20 protein-coding genes are annotated in these 20233 nt (G+C 66.4%); 12 read left to right on the top strand and 8 right to left on the bottom strand.

What is annotated here, in order from left to right:
* Positions 1–203 precede the first annotated feature (203 nt).
* The 7 genes from trpB (at position 204) to coaD (ending at position 8263) form a co-directional block, all read left to right on the top strand.
* On the top strand, positions 204–1448 hold the full coding sequence (trpB, locus tag KF688_02870; protein MBX3424600.1) for a tryptophan synthase subunit beta: 1245 nt from the start codon (positions 204–206) through the stop codon (positions 1446–1448).
* 246 nt (positions 1449–1694) lie between these two features.
* Positions 1695–2489 carry a tryptophan synthase subunit alpha gene (gene trpA / locus KF688_02865; protein ID MBX3424599.1) on the top strand — a complete coding sequence of 265 codons (795 nt, stop codon included), beginning with the start codon at positions 1695–1697 and terminating at the stop codon, positions 2487–2489.
* A 109-nt stretch (positions 2490–2598) separates the two neighbouring features.
* Complete coding sequence (locus KF688_02860; GenBank protein MBX3424598.1) at positions 2599–3414, top strand: ABC-2 family transporter protein; 816 nt, start codon at positions 2599–2601, stop codon at positions 3412–3414.
* Between the two features lie 73 nt (positions 3415–3487).
* Positions 3488–4306, top strand: coding sequence for an ABC-2 family transporter protein (locus KF688_02855; protein MBX3424597.1), 819 nt, complete (start codon positions 3488–3490; stop codon positions 4304–4306).
* Between the two features lie 65 nt (positions 4307–4371).
* Positions 4372–6513: a S9 family peptidase gene (locus tag KF688_02850; protein MBX3424596.1), complete on the top strand. Its 2142-nt coding sequence runs from the start codon at positions 4372–4374 to the stop codon at positions 6511–6513.
* A 57-nt stretch (positions 6514–6570) separates the two neighbouring features.
* A complete protein-coding gene (locus KF688_02845) occupies positions 6571–7728 on the top strand; it encodes an aminotransferase class V-fold PLP-dependent enzyme (GenBank protein ID MBX3424595.1) in 1158 nt (385 codons plus the stop codon).
* Between the two features lie 31 nt (positions 7729–7759).
* Positions 7760–8263, top strand: a complete 504-nt coding sequence (gene coaD, locus KF688_02840; GenBank protein ID MBX3424594.1) for a pantetheine-phosphate adenylyltransferase — start codon at positions 7760–7762, stop codon at positions 8261–8263.
* A 48-nt stretch (positions 8264–8311) separates the two neighbouring features.
* On the opposite strand, the gene KF688_02835 is transcribed toward coaD, so the two are convergent.
* The 3 genes from KF688_02835 to KF688_02825 form a co-directional block, all read right to left on the bottom strand.
* Complete coding sequence (locus KF688_02835; protein MBX3424593.1) at positions 8312–9316, bottom strand: trypsin-like peptidase domain-containing protein; 1005 nt, start codon at positions 9314–9316, stop codon at positions 8312–8314.
* Positions 9317–9424: 108 nt separating this feature from the next.
* Entirely contained in the window at positions 9425–9661 is a 237-nt protein-coding gene (locus KF688_02830; protein ID MBX3424592.1) for a hypothetical protein, read from the bottom strand.
* 6 nt (positions 9662–9667) lie between these two features.
* A complete protein-coding gene (locus tag KF688_02825; GenBank protein MBX3424591.1) occupies positions 9668–9919 on the bottom strand; it encodes a hypothetical protein in 252 nt (83 codons plus the stop codon).
* 795 nt (positions 9920–10714) lie between these two features.
* Between KF688_02825 and KF688_02820 the strand changes: the two genes are divergently transcribed.
* The 3 genes from KF688_02820 (at position 10715) to KF688_02810 (ending at position 12719) form a co-directional block, all read left to right on the top strand.
* Complete coding sequence (locus tag KF688_02820) at positions 10715–11032, top strand: hypothetical protein (GenBank protein MBX3424590.1); 318 nt, start codon at positions 10715–10717, stop codon at positions 11030–11032.
* 210 nt (positions 11033–11242) lie between these two features.
* Positions 11243–11686 carry a hypothetical protein gene (locus KF688_02815; GenBank protein ID MBX3424589.1) on the top strand — a complete coding sequence of 148 codons (444 nt, stop codon included), beginning with the start codon at positions 11243–11245 and terminating at the stop codon, positions 11684–11686.
* A gap of 781 nt (positions 11687–12467) precedes the next feature.
* Positions 12468–12719, top strand: a complete 252-nt coding sequence (locus KF688_02810; protein ID MBX3424588.1) for a hypothetical protein — start codon at positions 12468–12470, stop codon at positions 12717–12719.
* 185 nt (positions 12720–12904) lie between these two features.
* On the opposite strand, the gene KF688_02805 is transcribed toward KF688_02810, so the two are convergent.
* The 3 genes from KF688_02805 to cobA all read right to left on the bottom strand — a co-directional run bounded on the left by KF688_02805 (position 12905) and on the right by cobA (position 15624).
* Positions 12905–13210, bottom strand: coding sequence for a helix-turn-helix transcriptional regulator (locus KF688_02805; protein MBX3424587.1), 306 nt, complete (start codon positions 13208–13210; stop codon positions 12905–12907).
* Complete coding sequence (locus KF688_02800) at positions 13197–13592, bottom strand: type II toxin-antitoxin system RelE/ParE family toxin (protein ID MBX3424586.1); 396 nt, start codon at positions 13590–13592, stop codon at positions 13197–13199. Before KF688_02800 ends, KF688_02805 begins: the two co-directional genes overlap by 14 nt.
* Positions 13593–14094: 502 nt before the next feature.
* Entirely contained in the window at positions 14095–15624 is a 1530-nt protein-coding gene (gene cobA / locus KF688_02795; protein ID MBX3424585.1) for a uroporphyrinogen-III C-methyltransferase, read from the bottom strand.
* Positions 15625–15977: 353 nt separating this feature from the next.
* Between cobA and KF688_02790 the strand changes: the two genes are divergently transcribed.
* Both KF688_02790 and rpsT read left to right on the top strand, forming a co-directional pair.
* Entirely contained in the window at positions 15978–17423 is a 1446-nt protein-coding gene (locus KF688_02790; protein ID MBX3424584.1) for a hypothetical protein, read from the top strand.
* A 108-nt stretch (positions 17424–17531) separates the two neighbouring features.
* Entirely contained in the window at positions 17532–17801 is a 270-nt protein-coding gene (gene rpsT, locus KF688_02785; protein MBX3424583.1) for a 30S ribosomal protein S20, read from the top strand.
* A gap of 109 nt (positions 17802–17910) precedes the next feature.
* On the opposite strand, the gene KF688_02780 is transcribed toward rpsT, so the two are convergent.
* Positions 17911–18822, bottom strand: a complete 912-nt coding sequence (locus KF688_02780; protein MBX3424582.1) for a dihydroorotate dehydrogenase electron transfer subunit — start codon at positions 18820–18822, stop codon at positions 17911–17913.
* Positions 18819–20081: an rRNA pseudouridine synthase gene (locus KF688_02775; protein ID MBX3424581.1), complete on the bottom strand. Its 1263-nt coding sequence runs from the start codon at positions 20079–20081 to the stop codon at positions 18819–18821. Before KF688_02775 ends, KF688_02780 begins: the two co-directional genes overlap by 4 nt.
* Positions 20082–20233: the final 152 nt, after the last annotated feature.

Here is a 20233-nt window from a genome sequence, read left to right as displayed (position 1 = left end):
GCCAATGACTGTCCAGAACGGAACGGAACGCGGAAAAACGCCGATGAGCTCGGATCGACGTTGATTCCGGCACAATTCAAGCTGTCGGGGTTCGGCGGTCGCTCCTTGAGGTTTGCGCTTGAAGGAATCCGCCGGCCGGTCGACAATTGACGTTCTCGGCCGTCGGCCGGCTCCATCGCAGGGGATCCATCGTGAGTATCAACATCCCTCGGACGACCGCAACTACCGCCTCCGCGACGGGCCCGCTCGCTTCTGCGCAGGTTCCCGACCGCCAGGGGCGGTTCGGCACCTTCGGCGGGCGGTACGTTCCCGAGACGCTGGTCTACGCCCTCGACCAGCTCGAGGCCGAGTACGCCCAGGCCCGGGCCGATGCAGCGTTTCAGGCCGAGCTTGACGACCTGCTCGCCAACTTCGTCGGCCGGCCGTCGCCGTTGTACCACGCGCGCCGGCTCAGCGAGCAGGTCGGCGGAGCGCAGATCTGGCTGAAGCGCGAGGACCTCAACCACACGGGCGCCCACAAAATCAACAACACGCTGGGCCAGGCGCTGCTCACGCTGCGGATGGGCAAGACGCGGGTCATCGCAGAGACCGGCGCCGGCCAGCACGGCGTGGCGACTGCAACCGCGTGCGCGCACTTCGGGCTCCCCTGCGTCGTCTACATGGGCGAGGAGGACATCCGCCGGCAGTCGCCCAACGTGTTCGCGATGAAGCTGCTGGGCGCCGAGGTGCGCCCCGTGACCAGCGGCAGCCGCACGCTTCGCGACGCGATCAACGAGGCGATGCGCGACTGGATGGCTTCGGTCGGAGACACGCATTACATCCTCGGCTCGGTCGTCGGGCCGCATCCGTTTCCGATGATCGTCCGCGATTTCCAGTCGGTCATCGGCCGCGAGACGATCGACCAAAGCCGCATACGGATCGGGCGCCTGCCCGACACGGTGGTCGCGTGCGTCGGCGGCGGCAGCAACGCGGCCGGCATGTTCTACCCCTTCATCCCGCACGGCGAGGTCGAGTTGGTCGGCGTCGAAGCGGGCGGCCGCGGCAAGGCGCCGGGGGATCACGCTTCGCCGTTGACCTACGGCAGCCCTGGCGTGCTTCATGGAAGTTTTAGTTACGTGATGCAGGACGAGGACGGCCAGACGAGCCCGGTCCACTCGATGTCGGCAGGCCTCGACTACCCCGGCGTCGGCCCCGAGCACAGCTACTGGAAAGACGCCGGCAGGGTGTCATACGCCAGTTGCGACGACGACGACGCAATGCGGGCATTCGACGCCTGCGCCGCGGCCGAGGGGATCATGCCCGCCTTGGAAAGCTCGCACGCGATCGCCAAGGCGATGGAGTTGGCCCGCGGGCGGAAGAACGACGAGGCGATCGTGGTGTGCCTCAGCGGGCGGGGGGACAAGGACGCGCGGGAGATTGCGCGGCTGAAGGGGGTGGAGTTCGGGTGAGGCGCGCAGTATTCGAAGGCCCGGAGGGCCGGCGGCATGTCGCCAGGGGCGAAAGCCCCTGGTCACGCAGGCCAAGGAATTCGTAGCCCCGGAGGGGCGGCAGTCGGGCCTTTGCCTGCCGCCCCTTCGGGGCTACGACAACATTCGTCGATCACCTACCAGGGGCTGGCGCCCCTGGCGACATGACTTCGGCCCTCCGGGCCGCATAACACTCGGCTGACAACGGGCATTGGCCCACTATCGCATATGCCTGCCATCGACCAACTCTTTGCCGGTCTCCGCGCCGCGAAGCGCAAGGCCCTGATGCCGTTCGTCACTGCGGGGGATCCCGACGTGGCATTTACCGCCGCGGTGCTTCGGGAGCTCGTCGCCCGCGGGGCGAGCATGTGCGAGGTGGGGATTCCCTACAGCGACCCGATCGCCGACGGGCCGGTCATTCAGGCCTCTTACACCCGGGCGCTCGATCGCGGGGTGAAGCTGTGCGACATCCTGGGGATGCTCGCCGAGACGGCTCCGCAGCTTGCCGCCCCCGTGGTGACGATGGTCAGCTATGCGATCGTCTACCGTCACGGGATCGAAAAGTATTGCGACGAGGTCCGCGCCGCCGGGGTCGCGGGGCTGATCGTGCCGGACTTGCCGGTCGAGGAATCGCCGGCGCTCGCCCAGGTGTGCGCCGAGCGCCAGCTGTCGCTGATCCAGTTGGTGACGCCGCTGACGCCGCGCGACCGGGCGCTGCGGATCTGCGAAACCTCCAGCGGGTTCGTCTACTACGTGTCCGTCGCCGGGATCACGGGGGAGCGGACCGCGCTCCCCCCGGAGTTGATCGACAACGTCGGCTGGCTTCGCGAGCAGACGGCTCTGCCGATTTGCATCGGGTTCGGCGTGAGCACCCCGGACCACGTGCGGCTGTTGGCCCCCGCGGCCGACGGGCTGATCGTCGGCTCGGCGATCGTGCGGCGCATCGCCGCGGAGGCGCCTCGCGAGAAGGTGCTGCGCGACGTCGGCGAGTACGTGGCCAGCTTGCTGTCGGCGCTGTCGTAGCGGCGGTTTGTCGCTTCCCGTCCGCGGCGACCGGTGATAGGCTTGCCCCCGGCGACCAGGGAGGTCGCGGCCGTTGTTGAATTCCGGTGGGTCGCTTCCGGCCCGTGCCATGCTTGCTCGCGCTCAAACCTGGTGGACGATCTTTCGGATCTGCGTCGAGGAGCGCCTCGTTTACCGCGGCGACTTCGCGCTCGGGACCTTGATGAGGTTCCTGCCGATCGTTACGCAAATCTTTCTGTGGACGGCCGTATTCGCCGGGGCGGGGCGGGGGACGATCGTCGGCTACACGCGGCAGGACGTGATTGCGTATTACCTGCTGACGACGATCACGCGGGCGTTTTCGAGCATGCCGGGTCTGGCGTCGGGGCTCGCCCGACAGGTTCGCGACGGCGAGATCAAGAAATTCATGATCCAGCCGATCGACGTGATCGGCTTTCTGCTGCTGGCCCGGGTGGCCCACAAGATCGTCTACTACGCGGTGGCCTTGGGTCCCTTTGCCCTGGTGTTCTTCTTGTGCCGGGGCTACTTCCCCGGCTGGCCCGAGCCGCAGGTGTTTGCGGCTTATTTGGCGTCTCTGGTGATGGCGTTTCTGTTGGGGTTCTTCCTGGAAGCGACAATCGGGATGCTGTCGTTTTGGTTCCTGGAAGTGTCGTCGCTGCTGTTCGTGTACATGTTGTTCAACTTCTTCTGCAGCGGGCACATGTTCCCGCTGGAGATCCTGCCGCAACCGTGGCAGGGACTGGTGGACATGCTGCCCTTGAAGTACTTGGCGTATTACCCGGCGGCGATCTTTTTGGGAAAGATCCCCCCGGACGAGTTGGCCCGCGGACTCGTGATCCAGGCATTGTGGGTCGTGTTTTTCATCGTCGCCAGTCGCGGGGCGCTGAACGCCGGGTATCGGCGGTACAGCGGTTACGGCGGCTAAGCCGCAAGCGTACGGCGTTGCGCCGTTTTATTGGTTGTCGCCCCTCGCCATCACGCCTCGTCCCCAATCCCCCATGGCTTACATCGCGGTCTTCCTGACGTTCGCACGGAACAGTCTCATCCGGGACATGACGTTTCGGGCGAACTTCATCATCGAACTGATTTCGTCGACCACCTGGATGGCGATGAACCTGGGTTTCTACGCGCTGGTGTTCAACTACACCCATGACATCGCCGGATGGGACAAATACGAGTTCTTCGTGTTCATCGCGACGACGATGTTCGTCAACAGCCTCGTGCAAGCGTTTTTCATGCCCAACGCCGAGGAGCTGAGCGAGATGGTCCGCACCGGGGGGCTCGATTTTGCGCTGCTCAAGCCGATCGACACGCAGTTCTTGGTGTCGCTGCAGCGGGTCAACTGGTCGTCGCTGGGGAATTTTATCGTGGCGATCGGGCTCATGGCGTACGCGCTGCCTCATATCGCGGGACGGCAGTTGACGCTCGCGGCGGTCGCGCTGTACCCGGTGTTCGTCGTCGCGGGGGTGCTGATTCTGTACAGCATCATGATCGCGCTGGCGGCGACCAGCATTTGGCTGGGGCGAAACCAGTCGCTGTACGACTTTTGGTTCTACATCACCAATTTTTCGCGCTACCCGATGGAGATTTACGACGGCCCGTACGGTCGGCCGTTGCGGTGGGCGTTCACCTTCGTAATCCCGATTTTGGTGGTGATCAACGTCCCCGCGGGGTTGATGGCGAAGCCGTTTTCGGCGGACAATTCGTACCGTATGCAACTGGCGGGTTTCGCCGTCGTCGCGACGATCGCCGCGCTGGCGTTCAGTCGTTGGGTGTTCCAACGGGCGCTGGTCAGTTACCGCAGCGCGAGCAGTTGAGTTCCCGCCGCGGCCCAGCCGTTTCGGCGGGAGCGAGCGGAGTATTCGTTCTCAGGAGGCCCGTCGTGCGTTTCGTATTCGCTCTGCTAGTCGTCGGCATCGTCGTCGGAGTCGTCCACGGCAAGGAGGCCTCGTTGAGTTATCCCCCCGCGCGTCGCGTCGAGCAGTTCGACGACTTCCACGGCACGAAGGTCGCCGACCCGTATCGCTGGCTCGAAGCTGACGTCCGCGAATCGCCTGAAGTGGCCGCGTGGGTCGCCGCGCAGAACGACGTGGCCCGGGCGTTTCTCGACGCGATCCCCGCGCGCGAGTCGATCCGCCGACGGCTCACCGATCTGTGGAACTACCCCCGCTACTCGGCCCCGTGGAAGGAAGGCGATCGGTACTTCTTTCACAAGAACGACGGCCTGCAGGATCAAGCGGTGCTGTACTGGTCCGACGCGTACGACGGCGAAGAGCGCGTCCTGATCGATCCGAACGAGCACGCCGAGGACGGCTCGTTCTCGCTGGGGCAAACCGCGGTCAGCGAGGACGGCTCGCTGTTGGCGTATTGCGTGAAAGAAGCGGGGAGCGACTGGTCGATCATCGAGGTGAAACGCATTGCCGACGGCGCGAAGCTGCCTGATCGGCTGTTGTGGGTCCGCTGGGGGAATATCGTGTGGAACGCCGAGGGGTCCGGGTTCTACTATTCCCGCTACCCCGAGCCCCCCGAGGGCGCCCAGTTCCAAGCGGCGACGATCAATCAGAAAATCTGCTTCCATCGCCTCGGCGACCCGCAGGAGGCCGACGAGTTGGTGTACGAGTTCCCCGAGGAACCGACGCGGAGCTTTTGGATCTCGCGGTCCGACGACGACCGACATCTCGTACTGTCGATCGCGCGCAGCACCGATCCGCAAAACAAGGTCTACGTCCGTTCGGTCGGCTCGGCTCCCGACGCGTGGGTGCGCTTGATCGACGACTTTGACAACCAGTTCAGCTTCATCGGCAACGTCGGAGACAAGCTGTACTTCATCACCGACCTCGACGCCCCCACGAAGCGCATCGTCGCCCTGCCCGCCGACAAGCCTGGACGGGAGCGCCTCGAGGAAATCGTCGGCGCCGTCGAGGCGACGCTCGACGGGGCGAGCCTGCTGGACGGCAAGCTGGTGTGCCAGTACCTGCAGGACGTCGCCGCGCGGGTCGAGCTCTTCACGGCCGAGGGGGACCCGCTGGGGGACGTGACGCTGCCGGGGATCGGCACGGTCGCCGGGTTCGACGGGCGCCAGTCGGCGACCGAAACCTTCTTCATGTTCACGGGGTACGTCGCCCCGCCGGCGATCTATCGCTACGACCTCCGCTCGGGCGAGTCGCAACTGGTCCGGGCGCCGCAGGTGAAGTTCGATCCCGCGCAATACGAATCGCGCCAGGCGTTCTACCGCAGCCAGGACGGCACGCGGATCCCCCTGATCATCTCGCACACGAAGGGGCTCGCCCGCGACGGCGACAATCCGACGCTGCTGTACGGCTACGGCGGGTTCAACATCTCGATCACCCCCGCGTTTTCGGTCGAGTACGCCGTGTGGATGGACATGGGGGGCGTGCTGGCCGTGCCGAATTTGCGCGGCGGGGGCGAGTACGGCGAACAATGGCATCAAGCGGGCAAGCAGCTTGACAAGCAAAACGTGTTCGACGACTTCATCGCCGCCGCCGAGTGGTTGATCGCCGAGAAGTACACGCGACCGGCGAAACTGGCGGTGATGGGCGGAAGCAACGGGGGGCTGTTGGTCGGCGCGGTCGAGACGCAGCGTCCGGAGCTGTTCGGCGCCTGCCTCCCCGCGGTCGGGGTGATGGACATGTTGCGTTACCACCAGTTCACCGCCGGGCACTTCTGGCGCGACGAGTTCGGGGCGCCCGAGGATCCCGAATCGTTTCGGGCGTTGTTCGCCTACTCGCCCTACCACAACATCCGCGCGGGGACGAGCTATCCGCCCACGATGATCACCACGGCCGACACCGACGACCGGGTCGTGCCGATGCACAGCTTCAAGTACGCCGCGGCCATGCAGGCCGCCCAGGGGGGCGAGGCCCCCATCCTGCTGCGGGTCGAAACCCGCGCCGGCCACGGCGCCGGCACGCCCACCTCGAAACGCATCGACCAAGCCGCCGACCGCTGGGCGTTCCTGTGGAAGACGCTCGACATGGGCGAGCAGCCTGCCGGGGAGCAATAGCGACGGTCGGCCGGCGCGAGACTCAGCCTGCTCGTTCAACCCCTTGGTCCCTGCCACGTGAACGCCTCGATTCAAGCCACCCGCGAGCGGTTCCGGGCGTTGATGCCGGTGACGCGGAAGTGGGCGTACTTCGACCATGCCGCCGTGTCGCCGATGCCGCTGCCGGTGCGCGAGGCGCTCGCCACGTGGCTCGACGAGGCGGGCGGCGACGGGGCGCCGGCGTGGATCGGATGGGCCAAGCGCCTCGAGCAGACCCGCCGCACCTCGGCCGCGCTCGTGGGGGTCGATCCCGCTGAGATCGTCTTCACCCCCCACACGACCGGGGGGATCAGCCTCGTCGCCCGCGGGTTGCCGTGGCGTAATGGGGACAACGTCGTCACGCTCGACGACGAATTCCCCGCGAACGCCTACCCCTGGATGCAACTGGCCGACCTGGGCGTGGAAACGCGGTTCGTGCCGACGGACCAGGGGCGCGTCGACCCGACCGCCGTGGCCGCGGCGTGCGACGATCGAACGCGCGTCGTGAGCGTCAGTTGGATCGCCTACGCCAGCGGCTGCCGCCGCGACCTCGCCCCGTTCGCCGAGATCGCCGCCGCCCGCGGCGCCTGGTTCGTGGTCGACGCCATCCAGGGGGTCGGCGCCTTTCCGTTCGACGCCCGGGCCGTGCCGATCGATCTCGTCGCGGTCAACGGTCAGAAGTGGCAGATGGCGCCCGAGGGAGCCGCATTCGCCGCAATCCGGCGCGAACGGCTCGCCGAGCTCGACCCGGGGCGCGTCGGCATTGGCTGGAACAGCATGACCGACCCGTTCGACTTCCTGCGGCGCGAGATCCGCCTCCGCGACGACGCGGCCCGGTTCGAGACCGCGACGCGGAACACCAGCGGCCTGATCGCGCTCGGGGCGAGCCAGGCGATGCTGCTCGAGTTGGGGATCGACGACATCGCCGCGGCTGTGCTCGATCTCACGGACGAAGCCTGCTCCCGCTTGGTCGCGGCCGGGGCGAACATCCTCTCGCCCCGCGACGGGGACCGCCGCTCGGGAATCGTGCTGTTCGAACTCCCCGGCGCCGACGCCGACGCGGTGCGAACCCACTGCCTGCGGCACGGGGTCGTCCTGGCGAGCCGCGGGGGTCGGTTGCGAATCAGCCCGCACGGGTACAATACCACGGACGACCTCGACCGCCTGCTGTCGGCGCTCGCGACCTTTTCCCCCTGACCGCTCGGACTCTGTTCGAGGAACCGAATCTATGACCCGCCGCGCCGTGTACACCGGTTCGTTCGACCCCATCACGCTCGGACACCTCAACGTCATCGAACGCAGCGCCGGGCTCGTCGATGAGCTCGTGGTCGGCGTCGGCATCAATATCGACAAGCAGCCGCTCTTCACCGCCGAGGAACGGATCGAGCTCGTCCGCGAGGCGACCCGCCCGATCGGCAACGTCCGGGTCGAGACCTTCACCGGGCTCGCCGTCCGGTTCGTGCGCGAGATCGGCGCGCGGGTGATCGTCCGCGGCGTGCGGACGCTGGGAGACATCGAGGCCGAGTTCACGATGACGCTGGCCAACCGAAAACTCGACCCGGGGATCGAGACGGTGTTCCTGATGGCCGACGAGGAGTACTCGCACGTGTCGAGCTCGCTGATCAAGCAGATCGCGCCCTTGGCGACCGACGAGGAACTGGCGCGGTTTGTCCCCGTGGCGATCGTGCCGCTCCTCCGCGAGCGCCTCGCCGGAGCGAATCGCGCCTCGTAGGACTGCCGTTCAAACTGTCGCGGCAGCGCGGCAAGTCGCCCGCAGCCCTCACCGCACCAGCTTCAGCGCCTGCGCCGCGAGCGCCACGACGCCGATCGCGGCCAAGGCGGTTTTGAGCGTGTCGAGCCACGCGCCGCTCGCGGCCGAACCCGGGGCCGCGGCGCTGGCTCTCGAGCTCGCCTCCCCCCATGGATTGAACGCGTCAGGCGCGGACGCGCCCGGGGTCGTCGGCGGCTGCAGGGTCGAGGTCCCCATGACCAGGGCCGGCGCGGGCGCAGGCCCCGGCGCCCACGGCGAAGCCTGCTCGCCGCCTCGCACGGTCGCGGTCGCCGGCCGCGGCGCGCCTTGCGGCTCGGCAGAGGTCATCGTCGAAGCCAGCGCGAACTCCGGGCGTCGCACCGGCGGGGCCTCGCCGGAGCCGCGGCCAATGTCGGGCGCCAGCGACGCGAGAAAGTTGCCCACCCGCCCCCCGAAGCTTCCCAGCGTGGTCCCTTCGCCGGCGCCGAACAGCACCCCCGCCAGCTCGCCCCGCTCGTTGAAGATCGGGCCCCCCGAATCTCCCTGCCGGGCTTCGACGTTCAACTCGACCATGTGCTGCGGCAGGTCGACCCGCGGCGAATAGTACTGCGTGCAGCGGCCCGTGGCCGAGCGGTAGATCCCCGGCCCGTACCCGCAGATCGTGAGCTGCTCGCCCGGTTGCGGCGCCCGGGGGGCGATCTCCACGGGGGCCGCGGGGGGCCGCCAGATCACCAGCGCCGCCAGATCCCAATCGGAGTCGACCTTCAGCGGCCGGGCCTTCGAGGTGAAGCCCCCCGGCAGGATCACCTCGACCGTCCCCGCCGCGTCGCGCACGACGTGCCAGTTGGTGATCACCAGTCCGAAGTCGTCGCGGACGTCGACCAGCACGCCGCTGCCGTACGAGGTGGCGCCGTTCTCGGGCACCACGATCCGCGCGACGGCCGGATGCGGCACGTCCGACCGCAGGTGAGCTTGCAGCGGATAGACGTTGGCGCCCGCGCGGGCCGGCGCCGCGATCAGCAGCGCGAGCGTCAACCCGCCGCTCGCCAGCGCGCAGCGCCCGGCGCAACGACGCCAGGCGCGTCGCCCGAAAGACGGTCGATGCGAAGTAAGCGGCAGGCTCACGAACACGGTCGTCCCGACTTAGCGGGCGGTTTGCTGTTGGTCTTGGCGGCGCAGTTTTTCGTTGGCGACGATCATTTTCAGCAACTGCCGGCGCAACTCGGCAGCCGACGGCGCGGCGGCCGAGTCGGCGGCGCGGACGTCGCTCGAGGGGGACGCCGACTTGTCGGTCGGTTGGTCGATTCGCTGGGTGAACGCGACCGCTTGCGACCAGGCGGTCGAGGGGCTCGGGACGACGGGCGATCCGGCAGGGGGCATGACGGTTTACGCGGCGATCGGCCGGCCCCCGCGCAAGTCCTCGTCCCGGGGCGGGAATTCGCGCCCCTGGTTGTACAGCGTCTTGAGTCGCGCCAACTCCGCCCGCAAGGCGTTCTCGGCCAGCTTCGTGAGCGTCAGCCGCGCCGGGTTGCCGGCCAAGTGGACGGCGGCGTTGCGAGCCTCGTCCAACAGGTCGGCGGGCAGGTAGAGCGTGGCGCGAATCTTGGGGGCAGGTCGCTTCGGGGCAGGGCGGCTCATACCCTGCTCATCGACCCCCGCCCAGCCACGACTGCAAACGTCGGACGTTTGCCGGCAAAGTTTGCCCAGTCGGGCGCGGCGCACGACACTGCCAATGGCAACATCAGCCCCCGGCTCTGCCGGAGGGTCGATTACCGTTGGAGCAAGCGTTGCGCCTCCGGTACGCAACCCCCGGCCAGAGGCCGGGGCTGCAGGGATCCGAGCAACGCTCGGCGTGGGGGCCACGGTTGGGGTGAATGCTTCTTGCTCACGCACTCCCTTGCGGGCAACCGGTGTTATCCGCTTCAGGCCCGGTAGGGCCGGCATGGTGTTGCCAGGGCCGAAGGCCCTGGTTTCAGCTCGCGCCCTCGCACGCGGAGCCCCGGCAGGGGCAGCAGGAAATCGGCCCCGCCAGTCGCCCCTCCCGGGGCTGCGATGCGCGGCGCATCACGCGACCAGGGCCTTCGGCCCTGGCAACATCATGTCGGCCCCGCTGGGGCCTGAGGAGAGTCCCGAAGATCAGGCACGCAGTGCGGGATAGCCCAGGCTGTCCCCAACCGGTGCTAACCGGTAGATTGCAGTTTGCGGGTCATGGCGGAGCTTCCGTTCCGAGGGAGTGATTGAGAACCAAGCCCAACGAGGAAACCGTCTTGGCCCGCCCTGTTCAAGCCGCTTGGTGTTCGCACGCCGCGTTGGTGCGAGGCTTCGCTCGGCTCGCTGCGCTCGCCGTCGCTACGCCCCGCACCAACGCGGCCCCTGCAGGGACTTTTACAGAACAGAGGGTACACTAACCTCTGCTTCAAAGGACAGCTATTGATGAGCGCAGATGTCGTAAAATCTATTTTGTGGAAGTGTCTTCGTTCTACTCGCTTTCCATGGGGGCTGGCATTGTCAGCCATCCTATTTACGTTACTGATTTATTTTGCCGAGCTGTTTTCCATTCAGCACCCGTTGAAAGGTAATCTTGAGTTTATATTAGGTTTGGCGGAACTCTTTGGATGGCTTTTTGTTTTTGGTGACAACGGCACACGACTTCAACTTTTTACTGCTGGATTGCCATTTTCTTTAGTTTTCAACGGTACTATATGTTGGTTGTTTGGCTACATAATCAGGAAGTGGGCAACCAAAATGTAGTCGGCCATTGAATCGACAAAGCAACCACTCTTGGGAGGGAAAAGGGGACAGGTCCAGATTAACACAGCGGACAGGCGTCGGTGGCTTTTCGAACATTCCCCCGCCCCGCACGGGCTGAGGAAGAGGAAGATGGAGTGGAGGAAATGGACCTGTCCCCTTTTCTTCCCCACGGATTCGACGTTGGTCAACATGGGTTTAAGGAGCCACAGGATGGAAGCAGTACAGACGGATCAGGTGTATCGATACGTCGAGTTTTCAGGGGAGCTTCGATTTGACGGGCGAAACAAGATCCCCAAAGACCTCTCGTTACTTTACGAATTACTGGACGCCAAGTGCTTCTTTACGGCATTGCTCCCGTATGTGTCCGGAGGAGACCTAGATCGTGTACGCATTTCCACACGATCGGAGCTAGATGCCTACTTGAAAGATCCAGTGGCGTTTGCAGCAAAAGTGTGTGGCGTGACTCGCGACGAATATGAAACGTGGCTTCATTCTGAGGGTTTTGTTCAATGCAGCGGCAGAACAACGTCCGGACGGCAATGTCGTAATGCCGTTGTCGGCTACAAGCCATACCACTTCGACGAATGGTTATCCGTCTTCCGAAGCGGCGGGTATTGTGCGGTGCACGGCGAAGATCAGCGAGGTCGCCAGTAGCTAGGTTCGGTAGTCCTCGACATGCGGATTTCACTTGCTTGATACTTTCAATCTTCGTCTTCTCTTCTGTCGCCGATTGTGGAGAAGCTACGATAGCTCACGACTTTCGCACAGCAGCGGGTCTTTCAGTGACGCCGCCTCGATTGGGGCGCACTCGGCTTCGAACTGATCTGGGCTTTTGTAGCCGAGCGCCCGGCGACAAGGCCGGGATCGTCCCCTCAATTTCCCGCAGGATTCCGCTAGAAGATGGGCCGCCGCATCGCGTAGAACAGATGCTGCCAGCCGCGCGCTTTGTCCGTGCTTGCGACCCAAGCGCTCGCCGGGCGCGAACCGCGACGTGTCGCGAGTTTTGCTCGCCCGCCGCGAGTTTTGCTAGCAAAACCGGTCGCCCCGCGATCGGCGTTCCGGCGCGCAAGACGTTGGCCTCCAACACGTTCGGCGAAGGCTCCGCCGTGCCGCAGGCCGGGGTTTTGCCCCAACCAGAGTTGGGACGACCGTCGTCAACAAGATTGGCGATCTGACCGGTGCTGAACGAGCAGCACTCAAGAACATCTTTGACGGCGGCCCAAGAGCACAGTTGCCGCTGAAAACCCGCCAAGCTCTGGCCGACTACTTCTCGGGAGTCGCCAAGAAGAACCCGGCTGGATCAGAACAGTCGGCCTTCAACCAAGCTCGTGCGGATTACCTGCTCGGACGCGGGCCGAACCCCGGCAGGTCTGTCAACGATTTCGCTGAGCGTATGGGGATACCGAAGTTCAAACGAGAATGATGCGGAGCAGTCGTGCTAAGAATCGAATTCAGCAACTCGAAGGATAAGCCTGTCTTTGTCCAGGTTGATCCCTGGGCGTGCCTCTACAAGCTTGAGAAAGGCGAACGTATCGAGTTTGCCGTGGAAGCCACGTCGGACGAACCGTTCTTTAGCATCGACGATTACGATGAAGAGAATCGCATCCTGACTTTGGATAGCGAAGAGTTTTTCATCGTGAGGGATGGCCAGCGGGTTCACTGGGAAGAGTATCAGACAAACGTCTGACAACCCAACAACCCCTGATCCCCGGCGGCCCCGTCAACCCGCCGAACCGCTACCCCATCCGAATCACAGCACGCTCTCGGTCGATAGGGCCTTACATACCCCATTGACCGGGCCTGCTCATCACCGGTCGGTTCAGCCCCTCCCCCGGTTCAGTGGAGTAGTGAGTGTTGGAGGTAACGAGGTAGTCAGCCCGCGTGCTTGGTCGGCACGAACTGCACAATCAGTTCCCGATGCAGGGCGTCGGCGATGCGGCGTAGCATGGCCAGCGAGTGCCCTTCGTAGTCGGCGTCTTCCAGTTGCGAGATTGTCTGCTGGTTGGAGCCGATCAACTCCGCCAGGGCCTGCTGGCTCAACTCGGCCTCCATCCGGGCATCGTAAATCATTTGGGCGATATCGGCGTTAGTCTTCGCTTCGCGGATCAAGTCGCGTAGCTCCTGATCGTCGCCGATCATGCCGTTGATGATCGCCACAGCGTTTTTAGTCTTGGCCATCGTTCTCTTCTCCACTGAACGTGTGCTTGTCAGGATCGTTTTCCAGCTTCCGCTTTCGCTCAATCGCCCGCTGAATGTCCACGTCGGGAACCTGCTTCTCTTTCACCAGCCCGTGAGCCAACACCGCCACGTTCTGGCCGTGGAAGAAATACAGGATGCGGTAGTTGACCCGCTTGTGCCGAACCCGCAGTTCGTAAATCCCGTCGCGGAGCATGTCGGCGTGCGGACGACGTAGTTCGTGGCCAAACTCTGCCAGCCGCTCAATGGCCTGAACGCACTTGGCGAACGCTGGCCGGTTCCGCTGCTGCAACTCGGCGAGCCAGTCCCGCACCGGCACGCTGCCTTCGTCCTCCTGGTAGAACTGGACTTCCGTCTCGGGCATCGAACAGCCTTCACAATAAAATAATTGTACAACAATCTTCGTGTGAAGGCCAGCGTAGGGGATGACGCCCGTTGCGTCCAGGGGAGCCGTTGCCAGCCGCACAATCGTTGCGACAGCGACGATACGAAGCCGCTGGGGGATAAAAGGGGACAGGTCCATATTAACACAGCGGGCAGGCGTCGGTAGCTTTTCGAACAATCCCCCGCCCCGCGCGGGCTGAGGAAGTGGAAGATGGAGTGGAGGAAATGGACCAGTCCTCCTTTTCCAGTCCTCGCGACGTGTCGCGAGTTTTGCTCGCCCGCCGCGAGTTTTGCTAGCAAAACCAGCCGCCCCGCGATCGGCGTTCCGGTGCGCAAGACGTTGGCCCCCAACACGTTCGGCGAAGGCTCCGCCGTGCCGCAGGCCGGGGTTTTGCACGAGATCATGATGGAGTTTTGCTCGCCGGCACAAGGAGATCGCTAGGGGGACGACGCCCGATGCTTGCGCCGGCGCGACTGGACGCTTACGCGAACGGGTGGTCCGCGAGCATCGCCGCGACGAGTCCTTCGCTCGTAGACTCCGTCGCGACGACGCGCGCCGCGTGGTGCGATTCAGCGAGGGCGGCGGCGGTCAGGGGGCTGATCGCGGCGAGTTTGGCTCGGGCCAAGTCGTCGCCGAACAGGGCGGCCAGCGAACGGGCGATCGCCGAGCTGGTGACGGTGATCCAGTCGATGTGACCCGCGCTGAGTTGCTCGGCCACCTGCGAGTCGGGGGTCGTCACGTCGCGGCTTTCGTAAACGACGACTTGCTCGACGGCGCCCGGTCCGGGGCTGGCGGCGGCAAGTTGTTCGGCCAGGACCTCGCGGCCGCGGCTGGCCCGGACGAGCAGGAACCGCTCGCCCCGCGCGGCCGCGGCGGCAAGCGCCTCGGCGAGCGCTTCGGCGCGGTACTCGGCCGGTTGGACGTCGGCGATCAAACCGTGGGCGGCTAAGGCCGCCGTTGTGGCGGGGCCGATCGCGGCGAGCTTGAGCCCGCCCAGCGCGCGGAGGTCGCGCCCGCCGGCGCGGAGCGCGGCCAGGAAGCGCTCGACGCCGTTGACGCTGGAAAACGCCAGCCACTGGAACTCCCCGAGCCGGGCGAGCGTCGCCGCGACGGCCGCCGGGTCGGGCGCGGGGCCGATCGTGATCGCCGGCTGCCGCAGCACCCGGGCGCCCAGCGCTTCCAGCCGCTCGGCCAGCGCGTCGGCCTGATGCGCCGGACGGGTGACGAGTACGGTCTGGCCGAAGAGGGGACGCGTGGAGAACCAGCTAGCCGCGGTCCGCGCGGCGACCGCTTCGCCCACGATCACCACGATCGGGGGGCGGAAGCGACTCGGGACGAGCGCCGCGGGCAACTCGCCGAGGGTCGTGATCTCGACCCGCTGCTGCGGCAGGCTGGCGTGCCGGACGATCGCCGCGGGGGTGTCGGGCGACTTGCCATGGGCGACGAGCCCCGTCGCCCACGCGGGCGCCGTGGTCACTCCCATGTAGATGACGAGCGTCCCCGGAAACTGTGCAAGCGCGGCAAGGTCGAGCAAATCGCCCTGTTTGTCGCGACACTCCTTGCCGGTGATAAAGGCGACGCAGGAGGCGGCCTCGCGATGGGTGAGCGGGATCCCCGCGTAGGCCGTCGCGGCCGAGGCGGCGGTGACGCCGGGGACGACCTCGTAAGGGACGCGGGCGGCCTCGAGCGCGGCGATCTCCTCGGCCAAGCGACCGAAGATCGCCGGGTCGCCCCCCTTGAGCCGAGCGACCGTCCGACCCGCGCGGGCCGCGGCGACCAGGGCGGCGTTGATTTCGTCCTGCGTCAGAAGCCGGCCGTGTCCATGTCGACCGAGGCAAATCTGCTCGGCGTCGGGTCGAGCGTGGACGAGCACCCGGGGGTCGACGAGGTAGTCGTAACAGACCACGTCCGCCCGGGCCAAGAGCTCGCAGCCCCGCAACGTCAGCAACCCCGGGTCGCCGGGACCGGCGCCGATGAGGTACACTGAAGCTGTCGGGGAGGGGGGCGTCATGGGGCGGACCGCAAGGGCGAGAAACCTCGCTCGCCCGACGGGGTTAAGGAACGATTGTCGGCTGCAAGCGACGACGGCGGATTGCCTGGGCCGACTGAGGGATAGTGCATTTGGCAAATTGATGGGTGGCTGGGGTCGAACGAAGTGAGCCCCCAGCAGATCCCCTGGGGGCTCCGCTGCGCTGCGACCCCAGGCGCCCTTCCAAGGGGGTCAGGACAGACTGAGGGCGTTCGTGGCGTCGCCGGGGGCTGAACCCTAGAATAACGGAGCGTCGGGGGCGTGCGTAGGCGCGACCGGCGGCTTCCGAAAGCGGAACTCGGCGATCAGGCGAGGGTGGAAGGAAGAGGCTTCTCATGGCTATCGATCGCGCGTCCGCGGCGCCGCGCGGCTTGCCGCCGCTGACCGCCGCCGTGCGTCAACGACTGCAAAAGGTCTTTGACCACGCCCAGCGGTCTCTCGACAAGCAGGATTTCGACTACGCGATCCAGTTGCTGGGCCAGTGCGTCGCCGAGGATCCGGGCAATCTCATTTATTTGCAGACGTTTCTGGGGACGCTGGAAAAGAAGCAGGGCGGCGTCAAGCGCCCGTCGACGATCGCTTCGCTGAAGGTGAAGAGTCACCGCTCGGCGCTCGTCAAAGCGGCCGAGAAGGGGGATTGGGACGCTGCGTTCCAGGCCGGGTGCGCGGCGCTTGCCGTGAGCCCCTGGGACGCGACGACCCTGATGGCCCTGTCCGACGCGTGCCAGGAACTCGGCTGCCATGAGCCGCAGTTGTACTATCTGCGGTGGGCGCTCAAGGCCGCGCCGAAGGACGCCGTGCTCAACCGGGCCGCGGCCTTGGCGCTGCAGCGGATGGGGCAGTTCGATCAGGCGATCGCCTGTTGGCACCGGGTCGAACAGGCCAAGCCGCACGACGAAGAGGCCCAGAACGCGATCTCGCGGCTGAGCGTCGAAAAGACGATCCACGACGGCGGCTACGATCCCGAACTGCTCGGCTCCGGCCGGAAGGAGCCCCTGGCGCATCTGCCGGCCAAGGTCACGGGCGAGGGCGCCGAGGAGACCGAGGCCCCCAGCGAGCAATCGGCCGAAGAGCGGATCGAGGCCGCGATCGCCGCCAACCCAGGGGACGCGACGCCGTACCTGCAACTGGCCGACTTCTACGCCCACCGCCGCGACCTGGACGGGGTCGAACGGGCGCTCGATCGCGCGAACCAGGCGACCGGCGGGGGGAACCTTGCCGTACGAGATCGGATCGAAGATTTGCACATCGCGCAGGCGTATCGGCAAGTTCAGATCGCCGAACAGCACCACGCCCACGAGAAGACCCCCGAGTCGGAGGCCGTGCTCTCCCAGGCCCGGACGCACGCATCCCAGGTCGAGCTGGAGGTCTTCACGGCCCGGGCCGATCGGGACCCGCAGAATCCGCGGCTGAAGTTCGAGCTGGGGATGCGGCTGCGGCGCGTCGGCAAGTGGAAAGAGGCGATCACCGCCCTCCAGGCAGCCCGCGGGGACGTCAAGCGCAAGGCCCTGGTGCTGCTGGAGTTGGGGGAGTGCTTCCAGAAGATCGAGCAGTACAAGCTGGCCCTGTCCAATTACGAGGGAGCAATTGAGGCGGCCGCGGAGAACCCCGAGGCGGACGTCCACAAACTGGCCCTGTACCGGGCCGGGGTCCTGGCGACGGGGCTGCGGGAGCTCGACCTGGCCGAGCGGCGGCTGACGACCCTGGCGGGGCTCGATTTTGGGTATCGGGACGTGGCGGAGCGGCTGGACAAGATCAACAAACTTCGCGATAGTGGGTGATTCGCCGCGTGCCGCTGCTGGCTAACCCAGCAGTTGTGAGCCTGCCCGCGGCGCCGCCGTCGGCCGAGCCGACAGCGGCCACCCCACGGAAGTCTCGTTCAGCGAACCATGCCCAATTCAGCCAGCGCCAAGAAACGCCTCCGTCAAAGCCTCGACCGTCGCGATCGCAATCGGGCCGCCCGCTCGGCCTTGCGGACCCAGCTTCGCAAGTACCGCACCGTGCTCGAAGGGGGCGACCTCGCCGCGAGCCAAGCCGCGTTCAAGACGACGGCCAAGGCGCTCGACCAAGCGGCTTCCAAGGGGATCATCCACAAGAACGCCGCCGCGCGGACGAAGTCGCGGTTGAACAAAGTGCTCAAGTCCCTGGCCGGGAAGTAAGCGGCGGGGTGCGCCGGCACTTGCCGAAGGCGTCGAAGTCTTCGGCTGCCGCCGCCGTCCGTTCATGGCGGCATTGCTCGAATCTGTACGAGCTCGGCTTTCTTGCGGCTCAGCGCCACTCGATCCGCGCGGCTTCGAAGACCGGGCCTTCGACGCAGGTCCGTTTGTAGTCCCAGTCTCCCTCCGGCTGTCGGACCTTCACGACGCAACTGAAGCAGGCGCCGATGCCGCAGGCCATCGGAGTTTCAAGCGAAACTTCGCACGGCACGCCGCGCGTGATCGCCAGTTCGGCGACGGCCTCCATCATCGGCTCGGGGCCGCAGCAGGCGATGCGGACCGATTCTCCAGCTATAGCGGCTTCTGCGAGGACCGCTTCCAGTTCGGCCGTGACAAAGCCCCGCCGCCCCAGCGAGCCATCGTTGCTGGCAAGCCGGACGGCGACTCCCGCCGCGAGGAAGTCGTCGACTCCCGCGGCGTAGGCGGCGGTGCGCACGCCGTAGCAGAGCGTGACTCGACGGGCTGCCGTCACGCGGCGTTCGCTCGGTTCGCCGTACCGTCGACCGCCGACGAACTCGCGGCCCAGGGCCAGAAACGGCGTCTGGCCAATGCCGCCGGCAGCCATGACGAGGTGATCGACGGGCGCCGGCGAGAATCCGTTCCCCAGCGGTCCCCACACGGCCAGTTCGTCGCCGGGGCGAAGCGTCGCCAGCCGCGCGGTCATCTTGCCGACGACGAGGTAGGCGACGTCGACGCCGATCGGCGCCCCCGCGGCTTCCAGCACCGTGTCGTAGAGCGCCAGCGGCCGACCCAACAGCGGGTCGTTTCCCCCAGGGAGCCGGAGCATGAGGAACTGCCCGGGAACGATCCGGCGGGCGATCTCCGGGCAGGCGAGCCTGAGACGCCACGTGTCGCGGGCGAGCGGAATGTTCTCGACCACCGGGACGCGGCGTTCGATTGCCCCGTCGGCGTAGTACGAGGCGGCAAGGTCGCCGGGCCCCGCGAGGCGCCTGCCCGAACTCATCGGTTCCCCTTCCCCGGGGCGCCCCCGCGCTTGCCGGGATAACCGCCCCCTTTACCTCCCCCGGGCTTCACGGGGCCTTTGCCCGACTTGCCTTTGCCGCCGACGAACCGCTCGGTCGGCTTCTTGGGGAATTTGCCCCCCGGCGTGCCGGAGGACTTGGCCGAGCGGGGCGCCGAGCGGGGCGGGGTCGCCTGTTTCTTCGCCGGGGTTTCCGGGGGAGCGTCGACGGCGCCGATGACGGCGCGGGAGGGCGCATCGAGAGTCTTCATGTCGGACTTCCTGGATTTGGATTTCTGGCCCGTCGTCGACCGACCGGATCCTGTCGAACGAGGCCGGGTCGGCTTGGCGGTTCCGGCGCGGCGCGGCGGGCGGGCGTCGCCGGAGCCTCCTTCGTCCGCCGCTTTTTGCAGCTTCGCCAGCTCCTCGCGGCTGAGCGCACGCACCGATCCGACCGGCATTTCGCCCAGCCGGACGGGTCCGACCGCGATCCGCACGAGCTTCTGCACCTTGTGCCCCACCTTGGCCAGCAAGCGGCGAATCTCGCGGTTGCGACCTTCGTCGAGCACCATCTCGAGCACCGTCGACTTTTTCACGTGCGCCTTGGTTCGCACGTCGACCGGCCGGACGTATCCCTCGGCCAAGTAGGCGCCCTGGCGAAGCTGTTCGAGCACGTCCTTCTCAACGATCCCGGCGACCTGGACGTGGTAAATCTTTTCGACCCCGTGCCGCGGGTGGGTGAGCTTGTTGGCCAGTTCGCCGTCGTTGGTGGCGAGGATGAGCCCCTCGCTCTCCATGTCGAGTCGGCCGACGTTGAACACCCGCCCGGCGTCGAGCGGCAACAGGTCGATCACCCGCGTCCGGCCGGCCGGATCGCGGAGCGTCGAGACGACGCCGCGGGGCTTGTTGATCGCGTAGTAGACCTTGCGGGTGCGGCGGAGCGGCTCGCCGTCGAGACGGATTTCCTGCTTGGCGGGATCGACGCGCACGCCAAGCTCGCTGACGACTTGGCCGTCGACCTCGACGCGGCCCTCGGTGATGAGGATCTCGCACTCGCGCCGGCTGGCGATCCCCGCGGCCGCGAGGACTTTTTGGAGGCGTTCGCCGGATTGCGACGACGGGGCGGCGGCCGAAGCGGGGGAGGCTGCGCGGCGGGGGCTCCGGGGACTGACGCCCCCGGCTCGGGAGCGGGGTTTGCCGCCATGGCCGGCGGGACGCGGAGATTTGGGAGCGGGTTTCTTTTTCCGCGGCGAGGGGGGCATGGCACGCTTATTTGGTTGGAGTGTTCGGAACACCTATCGTAGCTGCGCGGCCGGCGGAAACCCAGATACGATCGGCGATCCAAGCGCTCAATGGGAGGCTTCGCGCCCCCGGCCGCCGGTTTCTGGCTGGGAAGCGGCGTGATACAACAAAC

It is taken from the genome of Pirellulales bacterium, assembly GCA_019636345.1.
GTDB lineage: Bacteria > Planctomycetota > Planctomycetia > Pirellulales > Lacipirellulaceae.
The sequence above is the reverse complement of the archived record's forward strand: the minus strand, read 5'-3'. Positions and strand labels throughout refer to the sequence as shown.

Bases quoted from the DNA above. Each gene is read 5' to 3' on its own strand.
- trpA (MBX3424599.1), top strand. From the start codon at position 1,695: ATGCCTGCCATCGACCAACTCTTTGCCGGTCTCCGCGCCGCGAAGCGC.
- KF688_02860 (MBX3424598.1), top strand. From the start codon at position 2,599: ATGCTTGCTCGCGCTCAAACCTGGTGGACGATCTTTCGGATCTGCGTC.
- KF688_02855 (MBX3424597.1), top strand. From the start codon at position 3,488: ATGGCTTACATCGCGGTCTTCCTGACGTTCGCACGGAACAGTCTCATC.
- coaD (MBX3424594.1), top strand. From the start codon at position 7,760: ATGACCCGCCGCGCCGTGTACACCGGTTCGTTCGACCCCATCACGCTC.
- KF688_02830 (MBX3424592.1), bottom strand. From the start codon at position 9,661: ATGCCCCCTGCCGGATCGCCCGTCGTCCCGAGCCCCTCGACCGCCTGG.
- KF688_02825 (MBX3424591.1), bottom strand. From the start codon at position 9,919: ATGAGCCGCCCTGCCCCGAAGCGACCTGCCCCCAAGATTCGCGCCACG.
- KF688_02820 (MBX3424590.1), top strand. From the start codon at position 10,715: ATGAGCGCAGATGTCGTAAAATCTATTTTGTGGAAGTGTCTTCGTTCT.
- KF688_02815 (MBX3424589.1), top strand. From the start codon at position 11,243: ATGGAAGCAGTACAGACGGATCAGGTGTATCGATACGTCGAGTTTTCA.
- KF688_02805 (MBX3424587.1), bottom strand. From the start codon at position 13,210: ATGGCCAAGACTAAAAACGCTGTGGCGATCATCAACGGCATGATCGGC.
- KF688_02800 (MBX3424586.1), bottom strand. From the start codon at position 13,592: ATGCCCGAGACGGAAGTCCAGTTCTACCAGGAGGACGAAGGCAGCGTG.
- cobA (MBX3424585.1), bottom strand. From the start codon at position 15,624: ATGACGCCCCCCTCCCCGACAGCTTCAGTGTACCTCATCGGCGCCGGT.
- KF688_02790 (MBX3424584.1), top strand. From the start codon at position 15,978: ATGGCTATCGATCGCGCGTCCGCGGCGCCGCGCGGCTTGCCGCCGCTG.
- rpsT (MBX3424583.1), top strand. From the start codon at position 17,532: ATGCCCAATTCAGCCAGCGCCAAGAAACGCCTCCGTCAAAGCCTCGAC.
- KF688_02780 (MBX3424582.1), bottom strand. From the start codon at position 18,822: ATGAGTTCGGGCAGGCGCCTCGCGGGGCCCGGCGACCTTGCCGCCTCG.
- KF688_02775 (MBX3424581.1), bottom strand. From the start codon at position 20,081: ATGCCCCCCTCGCCGCGGAAAAAGAAACCCGCTCCCAAATCTCCGCGT.